At 63.1% G+C, this 18608-nt stretch carries 18 protein-coding genes; 16 read left to right on the top strand and 2 right to left on the bottom strand.

Translation table 11 applies throughout. The annotated features are described in order from the left end of the window. The first annotated feature begins 121 nt into the window (after positions 1-121). The 16 genes from ilvA to DM08_RS00285 all read left to right on the top strand — a co-directional run bounded on the left by ilvA (position 122) and on the right by DM08_RS00285 (position 15769). Positions 122-1639 (top strand): threonine ammonia-lyase, biosynthetic, encoded by a 1518-nt coding sequence (gene ilvA, locus DM08_RS00360; protein ID WP_035382601.1) that lies wholly within the window; start codon positions 122-124, stop codon positions 1637-1639. 9 nt (positions 1640-1648) lie between these two features. After that, positions 1649-1954, top strand: a complete 306-nt coding sequence (locus DM08_RS00355; protein WP_035382599.1) for a TfoX/Sxy family protein — start codon at positions 1649-1651, stop codon at positions 1952-1954. Beyond that, positions 1951-2553: a 5-formyltetrahydrofolate cyclo-ligase gene (locus DM08_RS00350; protein ID WP_035382598.1), complete on the top strand. Its 603-nt coding sequence runs from the start codon at positions 1951-1953 to the stop codon at positions 2551-2553. Before DM08_RS00355 ends, DM08_RS00350 begins: the two co-directional genes overlap by 4 nt. Positions 2554-2577: 24 nt before the next feature. Next, positions 2578-5256 carry a pyruvate dehydrogenase (acetyl-transferring), homodimeric type gene (aceE, locus tag DM08_RS00345; protein ID WP_035382998.1) on the top strand — a complete coding sequence of 893 codons (2679 nt, stop codon included), beginning with the start codon at positions 2578-2580 and terminating at the stop codon, positions 5254-5256. A gap of 15 nt (positions 5257-5271) precedes the next feature. Further along, positions 5272-6564 carry a dihydrolipoyllysine-residue acetyltransferase gene (gene aceF, locus DM08_RS00340; protein ID WP_035382597.1) on the top strand — a complete coding sequence of 431 codons (1293 nt, stop codon included), beginning with the start codon at positions 5272-5274 and terminating at the stop codon, positions 6562-6564. Between the two features lie 20 nt (positions 6565-6584). Then, on the top strand, positions 6585-7259 hold the full coding sequence (nadD, locus tag DM08_RS00335) for a nicotinate-nucleotide adenylyltransferase (RefSeq protein ID WP_237560179.1): 675 nt from the start codon (positions 6585-6587) through the stop codon (positions 7257-7259). After that, complete coding sequence (gene rsfS, locus DM08_RS00330) at positions 7253-7597, top strand: ribosome silencing factor (protein WP_035382596.1); 345 nt, start codon at positions 7253-7255, stop codon at positions 7595-7597. Before nadD ends, rsfS begins: the two co-directional genes overlap by 7 nt. A 1-nt stretch (position 7598) precedes the next feature. Beyond that, positions 7599-8069: a 23S rRNA (pseudouridine(1915)-N(3))-methyltransferase RlmH gene (gene rlmH, locus DM08_RS00325; RefSeq protein WP_035382595.1), complete on the top strand. Its 471-nt coding sequence runs from the start codon at positions 7599-7601 to the stop codon at positions 8067-8069. Positions 8070-8076: 7 nt separating this feature from the next. Then, a complete protein-coding gene (locus DM08_RS00320) occupies positions 8077-8697 on the top strand; it encodes a Maf family protein (protein ID WP_035382594.1) in 621 nt (206 codons plus the stop codon). After that, positions 8694-10148 carry a ribonuclease G gene (rng, locus tag DM08_RS00315; RefSeq protein ID WP_035382592.1) on the top strand — a complete coding sequence of 485 codons (1455 nt, stop codon included), beginning with the start codon at positions 8694-8696 and terminating at the stop codon, positions 10146-10148. The genes DM08_RS00320 and rng overlap by 4 nt, the downstream gene beginning before the upstream one ends. Before the next feature lie 12 nt (positions 10149-10160). After that, positions 10161-10892 (top strand): RluA family pseudouridine synthase, encoded by a 732-nt coding sequence (locus DM08_RS00310; RefSeq protein WP_081908701.1) that lies wholly within the window; start codon positions 10161-10163, stop codon positions 10890-10892. Then, on the top strand, positions 10879-11283 hold the full coding sequence (locus DM08_RS00305; protein ID WP_152555741.1) for a hypothetical protein: 405 nt from the start codon (positions 10879-10881) through the stop codon (positions 11281-11283). Before DM08_RS00310 ends, DM08_RS00305 begins: the two co-directional genes overlap by 14 nt. 102 nt (positions 11284-11385) lie before the next feature. Next, on the top strand, positions 11386-12228 hold the full coding sequence (locus tag DM08_RS00300; RefSeq protein ID WP_035382589.1) for a Tim44 domain-containing protein: 843 nt from the start codon (positions 11386-11388) through the stop codon (positions 12226-12228). Then, complete coding sequence (locus tag DM08_RS00295; protein WP_237560178.1) at positions 12228-12806, top strand: ubiquinone biosynthesis accessory factor UbiJ; 579 nt, start codon at positions 12228-12230, stop codon at positions 12804-12806. Before DM08_RS00300 ends, DM08_RS00295 begins: the two co-directional genes overlap by 1 nt. 3 nt (positions 12807-12809) lie before the next feature. After that, the gene (gene ubiB, locus DM08_RS00290; protein ID WP_035382588.1) at positions 12810-14333 is read left to right on the top strand and encodes a ubiquinone biosynthesis regulatory protein kinase UbiB; all 1524 of its coding nucleotides are present in this window, start codon (positions 12810-12812) and stop codon (positions 14331-14333) included. Positions 14334-14437: 104 nt separating this feature from the next. Then, positions 14438-15769: a TolC family outer membrane protein gene (locus DM08_RS00285; RefSeq protein ID WP_035382584.1), complete on the top strand. Its 1332-nt coding sequence runs from the start codon at positions 14438-14440 to the stop codon at positions 15767-15769. 3 nt (positions 15770-15772) lie between these two features. Here the strand turns inward: DM08_RS00285 and DM08_RS00280 are convergent, their stop codons facing one another. Together DM08_RS00280 and DM08_RS00275 are read right to left on the bottom strand one after the other, a co-directional pair. After that, on the bottom strand, positions 15773-16351 hold the full coding sequence (locus tag DM08_RS00280; RefSeq protein WP_035382582.1) for a nucleotidyltransferase domain-containing protein: 579 nt from the start codon (positions 16349-16351) through the stop codon (positions 15773-15775). Continuing rightward, positions 16348-18561 carry a penicillin-binding protein 1A gene (locus DM08_RS00275; RefSeq protein WP_343282951.1) on the bottom strand — a complete coding sequence of 738 codons (2214 nt, stop codon included), beginning with the start codon at positions 18559-18561 and terminating at the stop codon, positions 16348-16350. Before DM08_RS00275 ends, DM08_RS00280 begins: the two co-directional genes overlap by 4 nt. Between the last annotated feature and the right edge of the window lie 47 nt (positions 18562-18608).

The following is an 18608-nucleotide window of genomic DNA, read 5'->3' as shown; positions in this document are numbered from 1 at the left end:
GATTTGTGCTCGGATTATTGCAGGAATCACCGACTTTAGGAACCGTGGAATACCCGAAATTCTTGGGGGAGGCAGCAATTCCTGCTAATCTTGCGGCCAATCCGGTCACCATCGTCGAACCATGCAAGACTACCTGAAACGCATCCTCACCGCCCGCGTCTACGACGTAGCAGTCGAAACCCCGCTGGAAGCCGCCCCCAATCTGTCCGCCCGTATCGGCAACACCGTGCTGTTCAAGCGTGAGGACATGCAACCGGTGTTCTCGTTCAAGCTGCGTGGGGCGTACAACAAAATGGCGCAACTCACCGCAGCACAGCTTCAGCGCGGTGTCATCGCAGCTTCGGCGGGCAACCATGCGCAAGGCGTGGCGCTGTCAGCACATCGGCTCGGCTGCAAGGCCATCATCGTGATGCCCACTACCACACCGCAACTCAAGATCGAGGCCGTGCGCCATTTCGGGCAGGGTGCGGTGGAGATCGTGCTGTTCGGCGACAGTTATAGCGATGCCTACGGTCACGCACTGGCACTCGAAAAGGAACAACAGCTGACCTTCGTCCACCCCTTCGACGATCCCGATGTGATTGCCGGCCAGGGCACCATCGGCATGGAAATCCTGCGCCAGCATCAGGCCCCGGTCCACGCCATCTTCTGCGCCATCGGTGGCGGCGGGCTGATCGCCGGGGTGGCCGCCTACGTCAAACAGGTACGCCCTGACATCAAGGTGATCGGCGTGCAGACCAATGATTCCGATGCCATGTTCCAGTCGCTTCAGGCCGGGCAGCGTGTCCAGCTCAACGATGTCGGCCTGTTCTCGGACGGAACCGCAGTCAAGCTGGTGGGCGAGGAGACGTTCCGCGTCTGCCAGCATTACGTGGACGAGATCGTGCGCGTGGACACCGATGCCGTGTGTGCCGCCATCAAGGACGTGTTTCAGGACACGCGCTCCATCCTGGAGCCGGCAGGTGCGCTCGCCGTGGCGGGAGCGAAGCTGTATGCCAAGCGCGAGAAACTCAAAGGCAAGACGCTGATCCCTGTCGCTTGTGGTGCCAACATGAACTTTGATCGCCTGCGTTTCGTCGCGGAACGTGCCGAGATCGGCGAGAAACGCGAGGCCATCCTCGCCGTGACCATCCCCGAAACACCAGGCAGCTTCCGCAAGTTCTGCGCACTGCTGGGCAATCGTAACATCACCGAATTCAACTACCGCTACGCCGACCCGAAAGCGGCGCAGGTGTTCGTCGGCGTACAGGTGAAAGACCCTGCCGAGACCGCAAAACTGGTCGCCACGCTGCAACAGAACCAGCTGCGTGCGCTCGACCTGACCGACAATGAGATGGCCAAACTCCACCTGCGCCATCTGGTCGGCGGCCATTCGGCGGGGGTCAGCGACGAGATCCTGTTCCGCTTCGAATTCCCGGAGCGTCCCGGCGCGCTGATGAACTTCCTCAATCGCATGAGCCACAACTGGAACATCAGCTTGTTCCACTACCGCAACCATGGCGCAGACTACGGTCGTGTGCTGGTCGGCATGCAGGTTCCGCACCACGACAAGGATGCCCTGCGCGCCTTCCTCGACGGCCTTGGCTACCCATATTGGGACGAGAGCGAGAATCCGGCCTACCGCCTGTTCCTGGGCTAGCCCCGAGTCATGCCCGCCGACTCCTTCCTTCCCTTTGTTCTGGAGCAGCTCGCCGGCCTGCCTGAGTTGCGCAGCAAACGCATGTTCGGTGGCTATGGCCTGTATTCGGGCGCAGCGTTCTTCGGCATCGTCTTCGACGGTCGCCTGTATTTCAAGACGCACCCCGAGACCCTGGCCGAGTACTTGAAGCATCACGCCGAAGTGTTCGCTCCGTCCCCCAAACAGGCTCTGCAGAATTACCGCGAAGTTCCCGCCGAGATATTGGAAGATGTCGACAGTTTGCAGGTTTGGGCGCGAGCAGCAGCACGACCATGACCATGCAGACTATGAAGCAGGGCCTCAGGCAACGTATAATCGCCGGGCGCGAAGCGCTTTCCTTACAGGATAGAAAGCGATATAGCACTGAAATAACAAGGAAATTCACCAAACTACCCGACTTCGTCAGGGCAAGATCGGTGTTGGGCCTGATGAGTTTTGGTGCTGAGTTCGAGAGCGACGACTGTGTGCGACAGGTACTGGCGGATGGCAAGCAGTTGCTTTTGCCGTACGTGAATCGGACCACGCGACAACTCGACGTATATCGTGTGGATGATCTGGAGACCCAGATAAGGCCCGGCAGCTATGGCATCCGCGAACCGATCCCGGCGCATTGCGCGCTCGCCGATCTGGATGAGATCGATCTCATCCTGCTACCCGGGGTGGCATTCGGGCGTGACGGTTCGAGACTGGGCTACGGCGGCGGGTTCTACGACAAGCTGCTGGCACGATTGAAACATCGACCGGCATTGGTCGCCGCCGCGTTTTCGTTGCAAGTTGTGGAGAACATTCCGCAGGAACCGACGGATCGCAAAGTGGACTGTCTGGTCACCGAAAACGAGATTATTGATTGCGTCGCCCTACGGGCAGGCGCATAGGCAAGTGTATTGGAGAAAATGAAGATGTCGACACAACAACCGCAGACTGTAGACCTCGATCCACAGGAAACCCAGGAGTGGCTGGACGCACTCCGTTCCGTACTGGAGAACGAGGGCTCCGAGCGTGCCCACTTCCTGCTGGACCAACTGATCGACCACGCCCGCTTAGCGGGCGACGACATGCCGATCAGCGACACCACGCCTTACGTCAACACCATCCCGGTCAGCCGCGAGCAGCGTTCCACCGGCAACCATGAGCTGGAACACCGCATCCGCGCGCTGATGCGCTGGAACGCGATGGCCATCATCCTGAACGCCAACAAGGAATCTTCCGAACTGGGCGGCCACATCGCCAGCTTCGCTTCGGCGGCTACCTTGTACGATGTCGGCTTCAACCATTTCTTCCACGGCAAGACCGACACCCACGGCGGCGACCTGGTGTATTTCCAGGGGCACTCCTCGCCCGGCATGTACGCGCGTGCCTTCCTCGAAGGCCGCATCAGCGAAGAGCAGTTGCGCAAGTTCCGCCAGGAAGTGGACGGCGGCGGCCTGTCTTCCTACCCGCACCCCTGGTTGATGCCGGACTTCTGGCAGTTCCCCACCGTGTCCATGGGCCTCGGCCCCTTGATGGCGATCTACCAGGCGCGCTTCATGCGTTACCTGCAACATCGCGGCCTGGCCAGCACCGATGGCCGCAAGGTCTGGGCCTTCCTCGGCGACGGCGAGACCGACGAGCCGGAATCGCTGGGCGCAATCTCCATGGCCGGACGCGAAAAGCTGGACAACCTGATCTTCGTCATCAACTGCAACTTGCAGCGTCTGGACGGCCCGGTGCGCGGCAACGGCAAGATCATCCAGGAGCTGGAAGGCGTGTTCCGTGGCGCGGGCTGGAACGTCATCAAGGTGATCTGGGGCGGCAAGTGGGACCGCCTGCTGGCCAAGGACAAGAGCGGCCTGCTGCTCAAGCGCATGCAGGAAGTGGTGGACGGCGAGTACCAGACCTACAAATCCAAGGACGGCGCTTACGTACGCAAGTATTTCTTCGGCAAGTATCCCGAGCTGCTGGAGCTGGTCGCGGACATGTCCGACGACGAGATCTGGCGCTTGAACCGAGGCGGCCATGATCCGCACAAGGTGTTCGCGGCCTACGCGGAAGCCAGCAAGAGCAACGGCAAACCGACCGTGATCCTGGCCAAGACGGTGAAGGGCTACGGCATGGGTTCCTCCGGTGAGGCGCAAAACCCGACCCACCAGCAGAAGAAAATGGATGGAGAGTCGCTGCGCGCCTTCCGTGACCGTTTCAACATCCCGGTCACCGACGAGCAGCTGACCAGCATCCCCTTCGTGCGCCCGGCGGAAGACAGCCTGGAAGCCAAATATCTGCGCGAACGCAACGCCGTGATGGGCGCAGTGCCCGCCCGTCGCCCGGTGGCCAGTCCGCTGCCGATGCCGGCCAGCGAGGCATTCGACGGCCTGCTGAAGGGTACCGATGGCCGTGAGATCTCCACCACCATGGCCTTCGTGCGCCTGCTGAGCGGCCTGGTCAAGGACAAGCAGATCGGCAAGCAAGTGGTGCCCATCGTGCCGGATGAATCGCGCACCTTCGGTATGGAAGGCATGTTCCGCCAGCTCGGCATCTTCTCGCAAGTGGGCCAGCTCTACACCCCGCAGGATGCCGATCAGCTGATGTACTACAAGGAAGACCGCACCGGCCAGATCCTGCAGGAAGGCATCAACGAAGCGGGCGGCATGGCCGACTGGATCGCTGCCGCGACGGCGTATGCGAATCACGGCGTGGCGATGATCCCGTTCTACATCTACTACTCGATGTTCGGCTTCCAGCGCATCGGCGACATGGCCTGGGCGGCGGGCGACCTGCGCGCGCGCGGCTTCATGGTCGGCGGCACGGCTGGCCGCACCACGCTGAACGGCGAAGGCCTGCAACACCAGGACGGCCACAGCCACCTGATGGCCGCCACCATCCCCAACTGCATTTCCTACGACCCGACCTTCGCCTACGAACTGGCGGTCATCGTGCGTGACGGCATGCGCCGCATGTATGTGGAGCAGGAAGACGTGTTCTATTACCTCACGGTGATGAACGAGAACTACACCCATCCGGCCATGCCCGTAGGGGCGGAAGACGGCATCGTCAAGGGCATGTATCTGTTCAGCGAAGGCAAGCGCGCACCGGGCGAAGGCGGCAAGCCGCAAGTGCAACTGCTGGGCAGCGGCACCATCCTGCGTGAAGTCATCGCGGCGGGCGAGTTGCTGGCGCAGGACTTCGGCATCACTTCCGACGTGTGGAGCGTGACCAGCTTCAACGAGCTGCGCCGCGAAGGTCTGGATTGCGAGCGTTGGAACATGCTGCACCCCGAGACCGAGCCGCGCATCAGCTATGTCGAGCAGTGCCTGGCCGACCGCAACGGCCCGGTGATCGCCGCCACCGACTACATCAAGAGCTACGCCGACCAGATTCGCGCCTTTGTGCCCGCGCTGTACACCGTGCTGGGCACCGACGGTTTTGGCCGCTCCGACACGCGCAAGAAACTGCGCCACTTCTTCGAGGTGGATCGCCACTATGTCGTGGTCGCCGCCCTCAAAGCGCTGGCCGACGAAGGCACCATCCCCGCCAGCGAAGTGAGCCGCGCCATCGCGCTCTATAACATCAACCCCGACAAGCCGAACCCGGTAACGGTTTAAGCGGAGGACAGGAACATGGCAGAACAACAGGTAGTAGTACCGGACATCGGTGGCTTCAAGGATGTCGCCGTGATCGAAGTGCCCGTCAAGGTGGGCGACACGATCAAGGCCGAAGAAACCCTCATCACGCTGGAAACCGACAAGGCCACCATGGACGTGCCCGCGCCGTTCGATGGCGTGGTGAAGGAACTCAAGGTCAAGGTCGGCGACAAGGTGTCGGAAGGCGTGCTGATCGCAGTACTGGAAGCCAGCGGTGCAGCCGCTGCACCGGCAGCAAGCGCTCCGGCACCCGCCGCACCCACGCCCGCCCCGGTACAGGCGGCGGCTCCAGCGCCGGTCGCGGCACCTGCAGCGCCAGTCACCGCACCGGTCGCCTCTGCACCCAGCGCAGCCCCGGTCGGAAAATCGCACGCCAGCCCATCCATCCGCCGCTTCGCGCGCGAACTGGGCGTGGACCTGTCGCTGGTCAAGGGCAGCGCACCCAAGGGACGCATCACCAAGGACGACGTGCAGAACTACGTCAAGGCGGCGCTCGCCACCCCGCGCGGCACCGCAACGGGTGTCGGCGGCATCCAGTTGCTGGACATGCCGGTGGTGGATTTCGCCAAGTTCGGCGAAATCGAAAGCCAACCGCTGTCGCGCATCAAGAAGATCTCCGGCGCGAATCTGCACCGCAACTGGGTGATGCTGCCGCACGTGACGCAGTTCGACGAGGCCGACATCACCGAACTGGAAGCCTTCCGCAAGGAGATCGGCGCGGAATACGTCAAGCAAGGCATCAAGATCACCCCGCTGGTGTTCTTGCTCAAGGCTGTGGTCATGGCCTTGCAGAAGTTCCCCGAGTTCAACGCCTCGCTGGATGCCAGCGGCGAAAAGCTGATCCTGAAGAAGTATTACCACATCGGCGTGGCGGTCGATACGCCGGACGGCCTGATGGTGCCGGTGATCCGCGACGTGGACCAAAAGGGCCTGGTGCAGCTGGCCAAGGAACTGGGCGAGATCAGCCAGCGCGCGCGCGACAAGAAACTGTCCGCCGCCGAGATGCAGGGCGGCTGTTTCTCCATTTCCAGCCTGGGCGGCATCGGCGGTACGGCGTTCACGCCTATCATCAACGCGCCGGAAGTCGCCATCCTGGGTGTATCGCGCTCCAGCATGAAGCCGGTTTGGAAGGACGGCGAGTTCGTGCCGCGCCTGATGCTGCCGCTGTCGCTGTCCTACGACCACCGCGTCATCGACGGGGCCTCCGGCGCACGCTTCACCACCGCGCTGGCGCAAGTGCTGTCCGACGTGCGTCGTCTGGTGCTGTAAGTCTGCTGGCCGACTGAGCCGTGAACCCACCCGCACTCATTCGGCCCATAGGCGTACTCGGCGGCACCTTCGACCCCATCCACCACGGCCATCTGCGCCTGGCGCTGGAAGCACTGGAACAGTGCGACCTGCGTCAGGTCAGGTTCATCCCCAACGGTACGCCCCCCCATCGCAGCAAGCCGTTCTCTACCCCGCAACAACGGCTGGAGATGGTGCGACTGGCCTTGCAGGGTAATCCGGGGCTGACGCTGGACGAGCGCGAGATCTTCCGCGCCGGGCCGTGCTACTCCGTACACACTCTGGAATCGCTGCGCGATGAACTGGGGGCGCAGCAGCCCATCTGCCTGCTGCTGGGCAGCGATGCCTTTTTGCAACTGCACACCTGGCACCAATGGACACGCTTGTTCGAACTGGCGCATATCGTGGTGATGCAACGCCCCGGCTTGCCGCTGGGGAACGCCATGCTGGAAGCGGATGAGGCCTTGCGCCTCGAATACTTCGCCCGTTTGGCACCCGCACCACTGAAGCTGCACGAGCAGGCCGCCGGAGCCATCGTGGCGCTGGACATGCCGTTGCTGGAGATCTCGGCCACCGACATTCGCCGCCGGGTCTCGACGCACAGGAATCTGCGCTATCTGGTACCGGACAGTGTCGCCTGGTACATCCACACCCACGAGCTTTATCCCGCATGTTGACCGTAGAACAAAAGACCGCCGCCATCGTCTCCGCACTGGAGGACATCAAGGGCGAGCACATCACCGTGCTCGACACCAGCCGACTCAGCTCCCTGTTCGAGCGCATGGTCATCGCCAGCGCCCAATCCACCCGCCAGACCAAGGCGCTGGCCGACCACGTGGTCGAGGCGCTGATGGCACTGGGTGAACGTCCGCGCGATGTCGAGGGCGGACGCGCGGGCGAATGGGTGCTGGTGGACCTGGGCGATGTCGTCGTCCACGTCATGCAGCCCGCCGTGCGCGCCTATTACAACCTGGAAGAGCTGTGGGGCGAACAGCACCAGCCGCGCGCCGCCTGACGTGAAGCTGCTGATCGTTTCCGTCGGCCACAAGATGCCGGGCTGGATCAGCGACGGCTATGCCGAATACGCCAAACGCATGCCGCGCGAGGCGAAAATCGAACTCATCGAACTCAAGCCCGAGCCACGCACCACCGGCAAGACCACCGAGCAGATCATGGAGGCCGAAGCGGGCCGCATCCTGGCTGCCCTGCCGCAAGGAGCGCTGGTCTGCGCCCTGGACGAACGCGGTGCCGCCTGGACCACGCGCAAACTGGCCGACGAGATGACTGGCTGGATGGGCGAAGGCCGCGATGTGGCCTTCATCATCGGCGGAGCCGACGGCCTGCACGATACGGTGAAACGGGCGGCACACAAGCTGCTGGCCCTGTCCGCGCTGACCTTGCCGCACGCCATGGTGCGTGTGCTGCTGGCCGAACAGTTGTACCGGGCGTGGAGTCTCATGCACAATCACCCCTACCATCGCGAATGAGCCGACCATGAGCCTGACCCAACATCGCATCTACCTCGCCTCGCAAAGCCCGCGCCGCCGCGAACTGCTCAAGCAGATCGGCGTGAACTTCGGCTCGCTGTTGCTGCGCAGCGATTCGGGGCGCTTGCCTGACGTGGACGAAACGCCGCATCCCGACGAATCGCCCGAGACCTACGTGCAGCGGGTTTGCCGCGAAAAGGCCGCCGCCGGCTGGAAGATCATGCAGCAGCGCAATCTGCCGCCGTTCCCGGTACTGGCCGCCGACACCACGGTCACGCTGGACGGCCAGATCATCGGCAAACCGCATGACCGGGACGCGGCAGCGGACATCCTGCGGCAACTGTCCGGACGCGAGCATCAGGTGCTGACCGCTGTGGCGATGGCGCGCGATGGCCAATGCGAGCTGCGCCTGTCCACCACCCGGGTGACTTTCGTCGAGTTAAACGAGGAACGCATCCGCCGCTATCTGCTGACCGGTGAGTCGCTGGACAAGGCGGGGGCCTACGGCATCCAGGGGCACGCGGCCACCTTTATCCGCCACATCGCCGGGAGCTATTCCGGCGTGATGGGGCTGCCCCTGTGCGAGACCGCCGAGCTGCTGGAACACTTCGGGTATCCGGTGCCATGAACAACGACATCCTCATCAACATCACCCCCCAGGAGACGCGCGCCGCCGTGATGCAGCTCGGCGTGGTGCAGGAGTTGCACATCGAGCGCGCCAGCCAGCGCGGACTGGTCGGCAACGTCTATCTGGGCAAGGTCAAGCGCGTGCTGCCGGGGATGCAGTCGGCCTTCATCGACATCGGGCTGGAGCGCTCGGCCTTCCTGCATGTGGCCGACATCTGGGAGAACCGCAACAACGGCGATGCCGCCAAGCCGATCGAGAAGGTGCTGTTCGAGGGGCAATCCATCCTGGCGCAAGTCATCAAGGACCCCATCGGCACCAAGGGCGCGCGGCTGTCTACCCAGATCAGCATCGCGGGACGGCTGGTGGTATTCCTGCCGCAGGAGACACACATCGGCGTATCACAGCGCATCGAGGATGAAACCGAACGCGAGATGCTGAGAAACAAGCTGGTCAGCCTGCTGCCGGCACAACACAGCGGCGGTTACATCATCCGCACCATGGCGGAATCGGCCTCGGACAAGGAATTCCTGGCCGACATGGAGTATCTGGAGCGCCAGTGGCAGAAGTTGCAGGACGATGCCAAGCGCCACGCCGCCCCGGCCCTGCTGTATCAGGAGTTGGACCTCGCCTTGCGGGTATTGCGCGATTTCGTCAGCGAAGACACCACCCACATTCTGGTGGACTCTCGCGGCACCTACCAGCGCATGCAGACCTTCGCCCAGGATTACATGGCCGATGCCTTGCCCAGACTGGAGCACTACACCGGCGAGCGCCCCCTGTTCGATCTGTATGCGGTGGAGGCCGAGATCGAGCGCGCCTTGTCGCGGCGCGTGGACCTGAAGTCGGGCGGCTACCTGATCTTCGACCAGACCGAGGCGCTGACCACGGTGGATGTGAACACCGGCGGCTTCGTCGGTGGCCGCAATTTCGACGACACCATCTTCAAGACCAACCTGGAGGCCGCGCAGGTGATCGCCCGCCAGCTACGCCTGCGCAACCTGGGTGGCATCATCATCTGCGATTTCATCGACATGGACACGCAGGAGCACCGCGATGCCGTGCTGGACGAATTCAAGAAGACCCTGGCACGCGACCACACCCGCATCACGGTGAACGGCTTCTCCGCGCTGGGATTGGTCGAGATGACGCGCAAGCGCACCCGCGAGAGCCTCGCCCATGTGCTGTGCGAGCCCTGCCCGACCTGCCAGGGGCGCGGCGAGGTGAAGACCGCGCAGACCGTGTGCTACGAGATCCTGCGCGAAATCGTGCGCGAGGCGCGCCAGTTCAATGCCCGCGAGTACCGCATCCTGGCTTCGCAGCAAGTCATCGACCTGTTCCTGGATGAGGAATCGCAAAGCCTGGCGCAACTCTCCGACTTCATCGGCAAGTCGGTATCGCTGCAGGTCGACACACTGTACTGCCAGGAACAATACGACGTGATCCTGATGTGATCGCATCCCAGCGTGGACTCCCAACCGACCTACCTCCCACCGCCTGCGCGCCCCCTCGACCTGCTCCACCAGGATGATGCCTTGCTGGTGGTGAACAAACCGGCTGGGCTGCTGGCCGTGCCTGGCCGGGGTGAGGACAAGCAGGATTGCCTGCTGACCCGCTTGCGGCGTGATTTCCCTGATGCTCTGGTCGTACACCGGCTGGACATGGCAACTTCGGGCCTGATGGTGTTCGCCCGCAACATCGAGATCCAGCGGGCCTTGTCCCGGGCGTTCGCCGAACGCCAGGTCAACAAGCGCTACGTTGCCGTCCTGGAAGGCCGTCTGGAAGGGTACGGCGCGATCGACCTGCCGATCGCAGCAGACTGGCCGAATCGGCCCCGGCACAAGGTCGATGCCGAGCTGGGCAAGCCCTCACTCACCCGCTACCGAGCCGGACACTACGAGCCGGAAGCGGATCTCAGCCATGTCGAGCTGGAGCCGGTCACCGGACGCACCCACCAATTGCGGGTGCATCTGCAAGCCATCGGCCACCCCATCATCGGCGACACGCTGTATCAGGGGCGGGCAGCCGAACGGCTGTATCTGCACGCATGCCGCCTGTCCTTTACGCACCCGGCAACCGACAGCTCATTGGAGCTTTTCAGCGCCGCTCCCTTCCCAACCGCTAAAGCTTATGCCGCGCCTGCCGATAGCTTTGCCGTCCATCACCCAACCACGGAAAGTCATCATGAAGAAGCGTAGCCGGATCCGAGTCCCTGTCACGCAAGGAATGAAGGACATCTATGCGATGGACATGCATCTGCCCTATCAGTCCGCCTGCGCCGGGAAATTCACCGTGGTCGCGTTCAGCCGACTGGCGGCGGCGGTCTCCGTCGTTCGCTACGCGCTGGAGCTCGGCCAGACCAAGACCCCGCAAGCCATCCCCATCCTGGATGCCGCCATCGCCGTGCTGCACCACGTCCGGCAACGTGGCGACACCACCGGGATATGGGAGATCTCCGAAAGTGAACGCCCTTCCGTACTGGAAGGCATACAGGTCGCCGAGATGTGCATAGGCACGCTCAGCGTGGCCCAACTGGAACAGGCCGCCGACCTGCTGCTGGTGCAACTCAACAGCGAAACCAGCGCCTGACCCTCCCCACCCGTCTGCAAGAGTCGCGCCCATCGCATTCAGCAGGCGGGCGCAGCGATGCTATACTGCGCGCCGTTTGTTCATTCACCTGTAGAGGAATACATGATACGTTTCTTGAAGCTGCTCACCCTGACTCTCACTTGTTTTTGCCTGTTCGCCGCGTCTGCGGAGGCCAAGCGTTTCGGGGGCGGTAGCAGTATCGGTAAACAGCGCACCATGAACCAGCAACAGATGCAGCGCCCTCCGGCAGCCGCTCCTGCTCCTGCGGCAACACCTGCCCCTGCCCCCGCCCCGGCGGGCAACAAATGGCTGGGGCCACTGGCTGGCTTGGCGATAGGTGCAGGTCTGGGCGCCCTGTTCGCCGGTAGCGGCATGGGCGGTGCGATGGGCGGCATCCTGATGGCCATCCTCGCCGCCGTGGCCGTGATGTTCCTGATCTCCCTGTTCCGCAAGAAGCAGCAACCGGCGATGCAGTACGCAGGCGCTGGCGCGCCCTACTCGCCGCCCCCGGCGATGGAACCGGTGCAAGGCACCGGCACCTCCACCGCACCGGTGGCTGCCGCAGCGAGCATCCCGGCGGGTTTCCCCGTCGAGGCATTCCTGCGCTCGGCCAAGACTTCGTTCATCCGCCTGCAAGCGGCCAATGACCGCAAGGATCTGAACGACATCCGCGAGTACACCACGCCGGAGATGTACGCCGAGATCTCGATGCAGATGCAAGAGCGCGACGACACGCCGCAAAAGACCGATGTGAGCAGCGTCAATGCCGAGCTGATCGAGGTCGTGGAAGAAGGCAACATCGCCATCGCCAGCGTACGCCTGAGCGGCCAGCTGTCGGAGAACGGCGCTGCGCCGGAGCACTTCGACGAGGTCTGGCATGTGCAGAAGAACCTGCGCGACGACAAGTCGATGTGGCTGTTGGCAGGTATCCAGCAAGTCAACTGATGATGCTCGGCCAGCCCGTCGTCGCCACGCTCAACCATCTGCTTGCGGGCAGCGGCTGGGCGTTGCCTCGACTGGCCCGGTTCGTCGGCAAGACGGCACAGTTCCGCATCGCGCCGTTCTCCGTCACCTGCTCCGTCGGTCCGGACGGCCTGCTGAGCGTGGCGGCGACCGACACCAGCGCCGATGCCGTGTGCGTCGTACCGCCTTCGCTGCTCCCCCGGCTGGCACTGCAGGACGAGAGTGCCTACGGCCAGATCCAGACATCCGGCGATGCTGCACTGCTGGCCGAGATTTTCTATCTCAGCCGCAATCTGCGCTGGGATGCCGCCGAGGACATCAGCCGCATCACCGGCGACATCGCGGCTGAGCGCATCGTACGGCTCGCCGCCGCCAAGCATCGCCAGGTACGGGACACAGCGCTGAGCTTGTCGCAGACTCTGGCCGAATACTGGACGGAGGAGCGCCCGCTGCTGGCCAAGCCGGAGCACGTGGCCGGTTTCGTGCAGCAGGTGGACCGCTTGCGCGACGATGTGGCCCGCCTGGAACAACGTCTGTCCCGCCTCTCCGGCGCAAAATAAACCATGCGACTGTTGCGCATCCTCAAGATCCTGTTCGTCGTGCTGCGTTTCGGCCTGGACGAGTTCATCCTCGCCCACCAGCGCACCGCGTTCTTGCGCGTCACCCTCAACTGGCTGCTGTTCTTCCGCGACACCGACACCCCGCGCGCGCCACGCTTGCGGCTGGCGCTCGAATCGTTGGGCCCGATCTTCGTCAAGTTCGGCCAGATGCTGTCCACCCGCCGCGACCTGATGCCAACCGACCTGGCCGATGAGCTGGCGAAGTTGCAAGACCAGGTCCCGCCGTTCCCGTCCGCGCAGGCCATCGCCTTGCTGGAGACCAACTTCGGCAAACCGCTGGATCAGGTGTTCGCCCGCTTCGACGAAACGCCGATCGCCAGCGCCTCGGTAGCGCAAGTCCACTTCGCCGAGCTGCCCGACGGGCGCGAGGTCGCGGTGAAGGTGCTGCGGCCCGGCATAGCGCGCGTGATCGAACATGACCTCGATCTGCTCGATGCCGCCGCCGGATTGCTGGAGCGGTTCTGGGCCGACGGCCGCCGACTCAAGCCGCGCGAAGTCGTGGCCGAGTTCTCCAAGCACCTGCACGACGAGCTGGACCTGATGCGCGAAGCCGCCAGCGCCAGCCAGTTGAAGCGCAACTTCGCCACCTCGCGCCTGTTGCTGGTACCCGAGATCTATTGGGACTGGTGCTCCGAGTCGGTGATGGTGATGGAGCGGATGCACGGCATCCCGGTGAGCCAGGTGGACGAGATCCGCGCTGCCGGGGTGAACATCCCCAAACTGGCGGCGGACGGGGTGGAGATCTTTTACACCCAGGTGTTCCGCGACGGTTTCTTCCATGCCGACATGCACCCCGGCAACGTGCAGGTGGCGCGCGACGGGCGTTACATCGCGCTGGATTTCGGCATCATGGGTACGCTGACCGACACCGACAAGCACTACCTGGCGCAGAACTTCATCGCCTTCTTCCGCCGCGACTACAAGCGCGTCGCCGAGGTCCACATCGAATCCGGCTGGGCACCCGCTAACACCCGGGTGGACGAGCTGGAGGCCGCCATCCGCTCGGTATGCGAACCCATCTTCGACAAACCGCTGCGCGAAGTATCCTTCGGTCGCGTGCTGTTGCGCCTGTTCCAGACCTCGCGCCGCTTTGGCATCGAGATCCAGCCGCAACTGGTGTTGCTGCAAAAGACCCTGCTCAACATTGAAGGGCTGGGTCTGCAACTCGATCCAGAACTGGACCTGTGGAAGACCGCCAAGCCTTGGCTGGAGCGCTGGATGAGCGAGCAGATCGGCTGGCGCGGCTTCGTCAAAGCCTTGCAGGAAGAGGCTCCGCACTACGCGACCCTGTTGCCGCAACTCCCGCGCCTGCTGCACCAGCGCTTGCACGACCAGCGGCTGGACCAGCTCGAAGAGCTGCTGGCCATGCATTACCGCCAGACGCAGTTGCGCAACCTCTGGTTGATGGCCATCACGGCGGTACTGATGGCGATGCTGGTATGGATGGTCTACGCGGCTTTGAAATAGCCCCGTCCTCGCCGCCTCGGGTTGCTCATCGCTATAATGCCGCCAGTTGCATCAAAGCCGAGCGATTTGGTAGTATTAGAAGAATCTTATATAGGTACCTCTCCATGAAGCTGAAGCCCATCTCGTTTTTGTTGGCCATGACCCTCGCACCCTGGGCGCACGGTGTCGATCTGCTGGATGCCTATCACGCCGCACAAGGTCAGGATTCCGTTTTCGCCGCTGCCCGCGCCAGCCATCAGGCCGGACAGGAGAAGTTGACGCAAGGCCGCGCCCTGCTGCTGCCGAACGTCAATCTCGTCGCCAACAGCAACTTCAACGATCTGGTCACCAACTCTGCGACCAACGCCCGCTTCGGCTTGCCCAACCCGTACAACAGCCGCTACAACAGTCACGGCTACAGCGTATCGCTGGTGCAGCCGCTGTTCCGCCCACAGAACTGGCTCGCCTACAGCCAGTCGGAACTGCAGGTCGCCATCGCGGATGCACAGTTCCGCGCCGCCGAGCAGGAACTGGTACTGCGCGTAGCGCAGACTTACTTCGACGTGCTGATGGCACAGGACAATGTGCAACTGGCCGAAGCACAGAAGACCGCCATCGCCGAGCAACTGGCGCAGGCCAAGCGCAACTTCGAGGTCGGCAGCGCCACCGTAACGGACGTGTACGAGGCGCAGGCGCGCCATGACCTGATCAACTCGCAACAGATCGCCGCACAGAGCAATCTGCTGATCAAGCGCCGCGCCTTGCAGCAGTTGACGGGCTCGACCAGCGATGAGCTGCGCGCGCTGAATCAGGAACTGAAGCTCGACCCGCCGCAACCCGCCGTGATGAGCAGCTGGATTGAGACCGCCAGCCAGAACAATCCGCAGGTGACGGCGGCACAAGCCGGTGCCGAACTAGCCGACAAGGAGGCGACCCGCAACATGGCCGGGCATGCGCCGACCGCCGACCTGGTCGCCAGCTATGGCCAGAACTATGCCAATGGCGGCAGCTTCGGGGTGGGTAGCGATGTGCGCAGCACCGTCGTCGGCGTGCAAGTGACCGTGCCCATCTTCCAGGGGATGGCGACACAGTCGAGATGGCGCGAGGCGGAAGCCAACCGCGAGCGCGCCCGGCAAGACCTGGAGACCGCCCGCCGCAATGTCGAGTTGCAGACTCAGCAGGCCTATCTGGGCGTGGAGTCGGGCATCGCTCAGGTCGGTGCCTTGCAGCAGGCGCTCAAATCCAGCAGCAGCCTGCTGGATGCCAGCAAGCTCGGACAGGAAGTCGGCGTGCGTACCAATCTGGATGTGCTCAATGCGCAGCAGCAGCTCTATGCCACCCGCCGCGACCTGTATCAGGCCGAATACAACTTCCTGATGAGCCGCTTGCGCCTCAAGGCAGCGGCGGGAGACTTGAGCGAGGCCGACCTCGCTTCGGTGAACCAGGCTCTGTACTGAACATCAGTCCGCACGTAGCAGTGCGGTCACCGCCGCGATGTCGGCATGTGTCTCCGGCTTGCGCCCACTGCTGTAACGGGCGCTGTCCGGCAGCACGGTCAGGTGCACGGGCACGCCGAATTCGGTCTGCAGTGTGAAGCTGGGCACGGTCTGGGTACGGCCTGACAAGACCACCTTCCACTCCCCGCTGTCGAACTCCATGCCCAGCTTGAGCAGATACAGCAGCACCGCTTTCTCGTCGTCCGAGAACACCACCAGATTGATGTCCGACTGCTCGCCCGCCGTGCCACTCAACACCGAGCCGGTCAGATAGGGATGGAACGACTCCAAGCGCCGCATGGTCAGTAGGGCCTGCTCGCGCAGCGCATGCAGCACCTCGGGATGGGTGTCCTGCTGATACAGGTTGCGGAAACTGCGCAGCGCGCCATCCACCTCCTGATTGCTGGGCAGATGCCGCGTATCGGGCACCCCCATCTGGCGGGCCGCCTTGCGCTTGGCGAATGCGTAGTCGGTGATGCCGTCCTCCGCCATCAGCCGCGCTGCATGGTGCGCGAGCTGCTCACGCATCAGGTCGCGCTTCATGGGTTGAACAGCTTGTCCTTGAGGTCCTCCAACGGCTTGGCGATCGAGTCCAGCAGGGACTCGCCCGGAGCATGTTCCTCGTAGAAATACTCGGTCAATCCGCCGCTGGCATCGCGATGTCCGCTGTTATTGATCTGCACTGCCACCAGTCCCTCGGGCATCTGGTATTCGACTTCGGGCACATCCTTGAGCGCCTTGGCCATGTAACCCATCCAGATCGGCAAGGCCGCCACGCCGCCGGTCTCTTTCTCTCCCAGCGTACGCGGCGTATCGAAGCCTATCCAGGAGATTCCGACCAGCGAAGGCTGGAAGCCGCAGAACCAGGCATCCATCGAGTCGCTGGTGGTGCCGGTCTTGCCCGCCAGATCGTGCCTCCCCAACTGCATGGCGCGGGTCGCCGTACCGCGCCGCACCACATCCTGCATCATGCTGACCATGGTGAAGGAGTTGCGCACATCGATCACCTGCTCGGCCCCTTCCCCGGCCACCACAGGTTTGGCACGGCTCAACACCTTGCCCTTGCCGTCCTCGATGCGGTCGATGAAATACGGCGCGATACGGTAGCCGCCATTGGCGAAGGTGGAATAGCCGACCAGCATCTGCATCGGCGTGACCGAGCCAGCACCCAAGGCGGTGGTCAGGTAAGGCGGGTGTTTCTCCGGATCGAAGCCGAAACGGGCCAGATGCTCGCGCGCATATTCCGGCGTAATCGCCTGCATGATGCGCACCGTCACCAGGTTCTTGGATTTGGTCAGCGCCTCCCGTACGCGCATCGGGCCATCGAACTTGCCGTCGAAGTTCTTGGGTGACCAAGCCTCGCTGCCGGTCTGCGCAGCATCAAAGGTCAGCGGTGCATCCTGGAAGATGGTGGCCGGGGTGATGCCCTTCTCCAGCGCTGCCGAATAGATGAAGGGCTTGATGCTGGAACCGGGCTGCCGCCAGGCCTGGGTGATGTGATTGAACTTGTTGCGGGTGAAATCAAAACCGCCCACCAGCGCGAAGATGGCCCCCGTCTGCGGGCTGGCCGAAACGAAGGCTGCTTCCACTTGCGGCAACTGGGTGATCTGCCATGCGCCCTTGTCGTTGCGCTGTACGCGGATGATGGAGCCGACACGGATGCGCTGGCTGGGCGGAGTCTTCTCGCTGAGCGCACGCTGGGCGAACTTGAGGCCATCGCCGCTGATCTCGGCGACCTCGCCTCCCCGGCAGTACGCCGTGACGGAGTTTGCGCCTATGCGCTGCACGATGGCCGGCAGCAGATCGTCGCCCTCGCTCACCTCCTGTAGCGCATCCTCAAGAGCCTCTTCGCCACTCTGGCTGATGTTCACGAACCCTTCCGGGCCACGATAGCCGTGGCGATGGTCGTAATCGATCACACCGCGACGCACCGACTCGTAGGCTGCCTGCTGGTCGGCCTGACGGATGGTGGTATAGACGCGATAGCCCTGGGTATAGGTCGCCTCCTGGAAGCGGTCATACACCTCCTGACGAACCATCTCGGACAGGAAATCGGCGCGCACGGAGAACGACTGGAAACCATGCTTGACGTGCAGCGGCTCGTCCTGCGCTGCCGAATACTGGGCATCGTCGATGAACTTCAATTCGTGCATGCGCCGCAACACGTACATCTGGCGCAGCTTGGCACGCTTCGGGTTGGCCACCGGATTGTAGGCAGACGGGGCCTTGGGCAACCCAGCCAGCATCGCCATCTCGGCAGGTGTGAGCTGATCCAGCGTCTTGCCGAAATAGATCTGCGCCGCAGCGGCGAAACCGTAGGCACGCTGCCCCAGATATATCTGGTTGAGATACAGCTGGAATATCTCGTTCTTGCTCAAACTATGTTCGATCTTGAACGCCAGCAGCATCTCGTTGAACTTGCGGGTGACGGTCTTTTCCTTGGTCAGGAAGAAGTTGCGCGCCACCTGCATGGTGATGGTGCTGGCCCCTTGCTTCGAGTCGGAGGTGAAGTTGGACAGCGCCGCGCGCAGCACCCCGAGATAATCCACACCGCCATGCTGATAGAACCGGTCATCTTCCGCCGCCAGGATGGATTTCTTCATCAGATCAGGCACATCGTCGATCTTGACCAGCGCCCGGCGCTCTTCGCCGAACTCACCCAGCAGCGCTCCATCGGCGCTATATACCCGCAACGGGACCTTGGGGCGATAGTCGGTCAACACCTCCAGCGAGGGCAGGGTCGGGTAGGTCATGATGGCCGCGAACCCCAGGATCAACGCGGGCACAAGAACGGCGGTTA

Source organism: Ferriphaselus sp. R-1 (assembly GCF_000746095.1).
GTDB lineage: Bacteria > Pseudomonadota > Gammaproteobacteria > Burkholderiales > Gallionellaceae > Ferriphaselus.
Note: the sequence above shows the minus strand (reverse complement) of the source record. Positions and strands in the feature narration are given on the sequence as shown.

What these genes read in the sequence shown, in the direction of transcription:
- DM08_RS00355 (WP_035382599.1), top strand. Translation starts at nt 1,649, where the DNA reads ATGCCCGCCGACTCCTTCCTTCCCTTTGTTCTGGAGCAGCTCGCCGGC.
- DM08_RS00305 (WP_152555741.1), top strand. Translation starts at nt 10,879, where the DNA reads ATGAAGAAGCGTAGCCGGATCCGAGTCCCTGTCACGCAAGGAATGAAG.
- DM08_RS00280 (WP_035382582.1), bottom strand. Translation starts at nt 16,351, where the DNA reads ATGAAGCGCGACCTGATGCGTGAGCAGCTCGCGCACCATGCAGCGCGG.
- DM08_RS00350 (WP_035382598.1), top strand. Translation starts at nt 1,951, where the DNA reads ATGACCATGCAGACTATGAAGCAGGGCCTCAGGCAACGTATAATCGCC.
- rng (WP_035382592.1), top strand. Translation starts at nt 8,694, where the DNA reads ATGAACAACGACATCCTCATCAACATCACCCCCCAGGAGACGCGCGCC.
- DM08_RS00285 (WP_035382584.1), top strand. Translation starts at nt 14,438, where the DNA reads ATGAAGCTGAAGCCCATCTCGTTTTTGTTGGCCATGACCCTCGCACCC.
- ilvA (WP_035382601.1), top strand. Translation starts at nt 122, where the DNA reads ATGCAAGACTACCTGAAACGCATCCTCACCGCCCGCGTCTACGACGTA.
- ubiB (WP_035382588.1), top strand. Translation starts at nt 12,810, where the DNA reads ATGCGACTGTTGCGCATCCTCAAGATCCTGTTCGTCGTGCTGCGTTTC.
- DM08_RS00320 (WP_035382594.1), top strand. Translation starts at nt 8,077, where the DNA reads ATGAGCCTGACCCAACATCGCATCTACCTCGCCTCGCAAAGCCCGCGC.
- DM08_RS00300 (WP_035382589.1), top strand. Translation starts at nt 11,386, where the DNA reads ATGATACGTTTCTTGAAGCTGCTCACCCTGACTCTCACTTGTTTTTGC.
- aceE (WP_035382998.1), top strand. Translation starts at nt 2,578, where the DNA reads ATGTCGACACAACAACCGCAGACTGTAGACCTCGATCCACAGGAAACC.
- DM08_RS00275 (WP_343282951.1), bottom strand. Translation starts at nt 18,561, where the DNA reads ATGACCTACCCGACCCTGCCCTCGCTGGAGGTGTTGACCGACTATCGC.
- aceF (WP_035382597.1), top strand. Translation starts at nt 5,272, where the DNA reads ATGGCAGAACAACAGGTAGTAGTACCGGACATCGGTGGCTTCAAGGAT.
- rsfS (WP_035382596.1), top strand. Translation starts at nt 7,253, where the DNA reads ATGTTGACCGTAGAACAAAAGACCGCCGCCATCGTCTCCGCACTGGAG.
- DM08_RS00295 (WP_237560178.1), top strand. Translation starts at nt 12,228, where the DNA reads ATGATGCTCGGCCAGCCCGTCGTCGCCACGCTCAACCATCTGCTTGCG.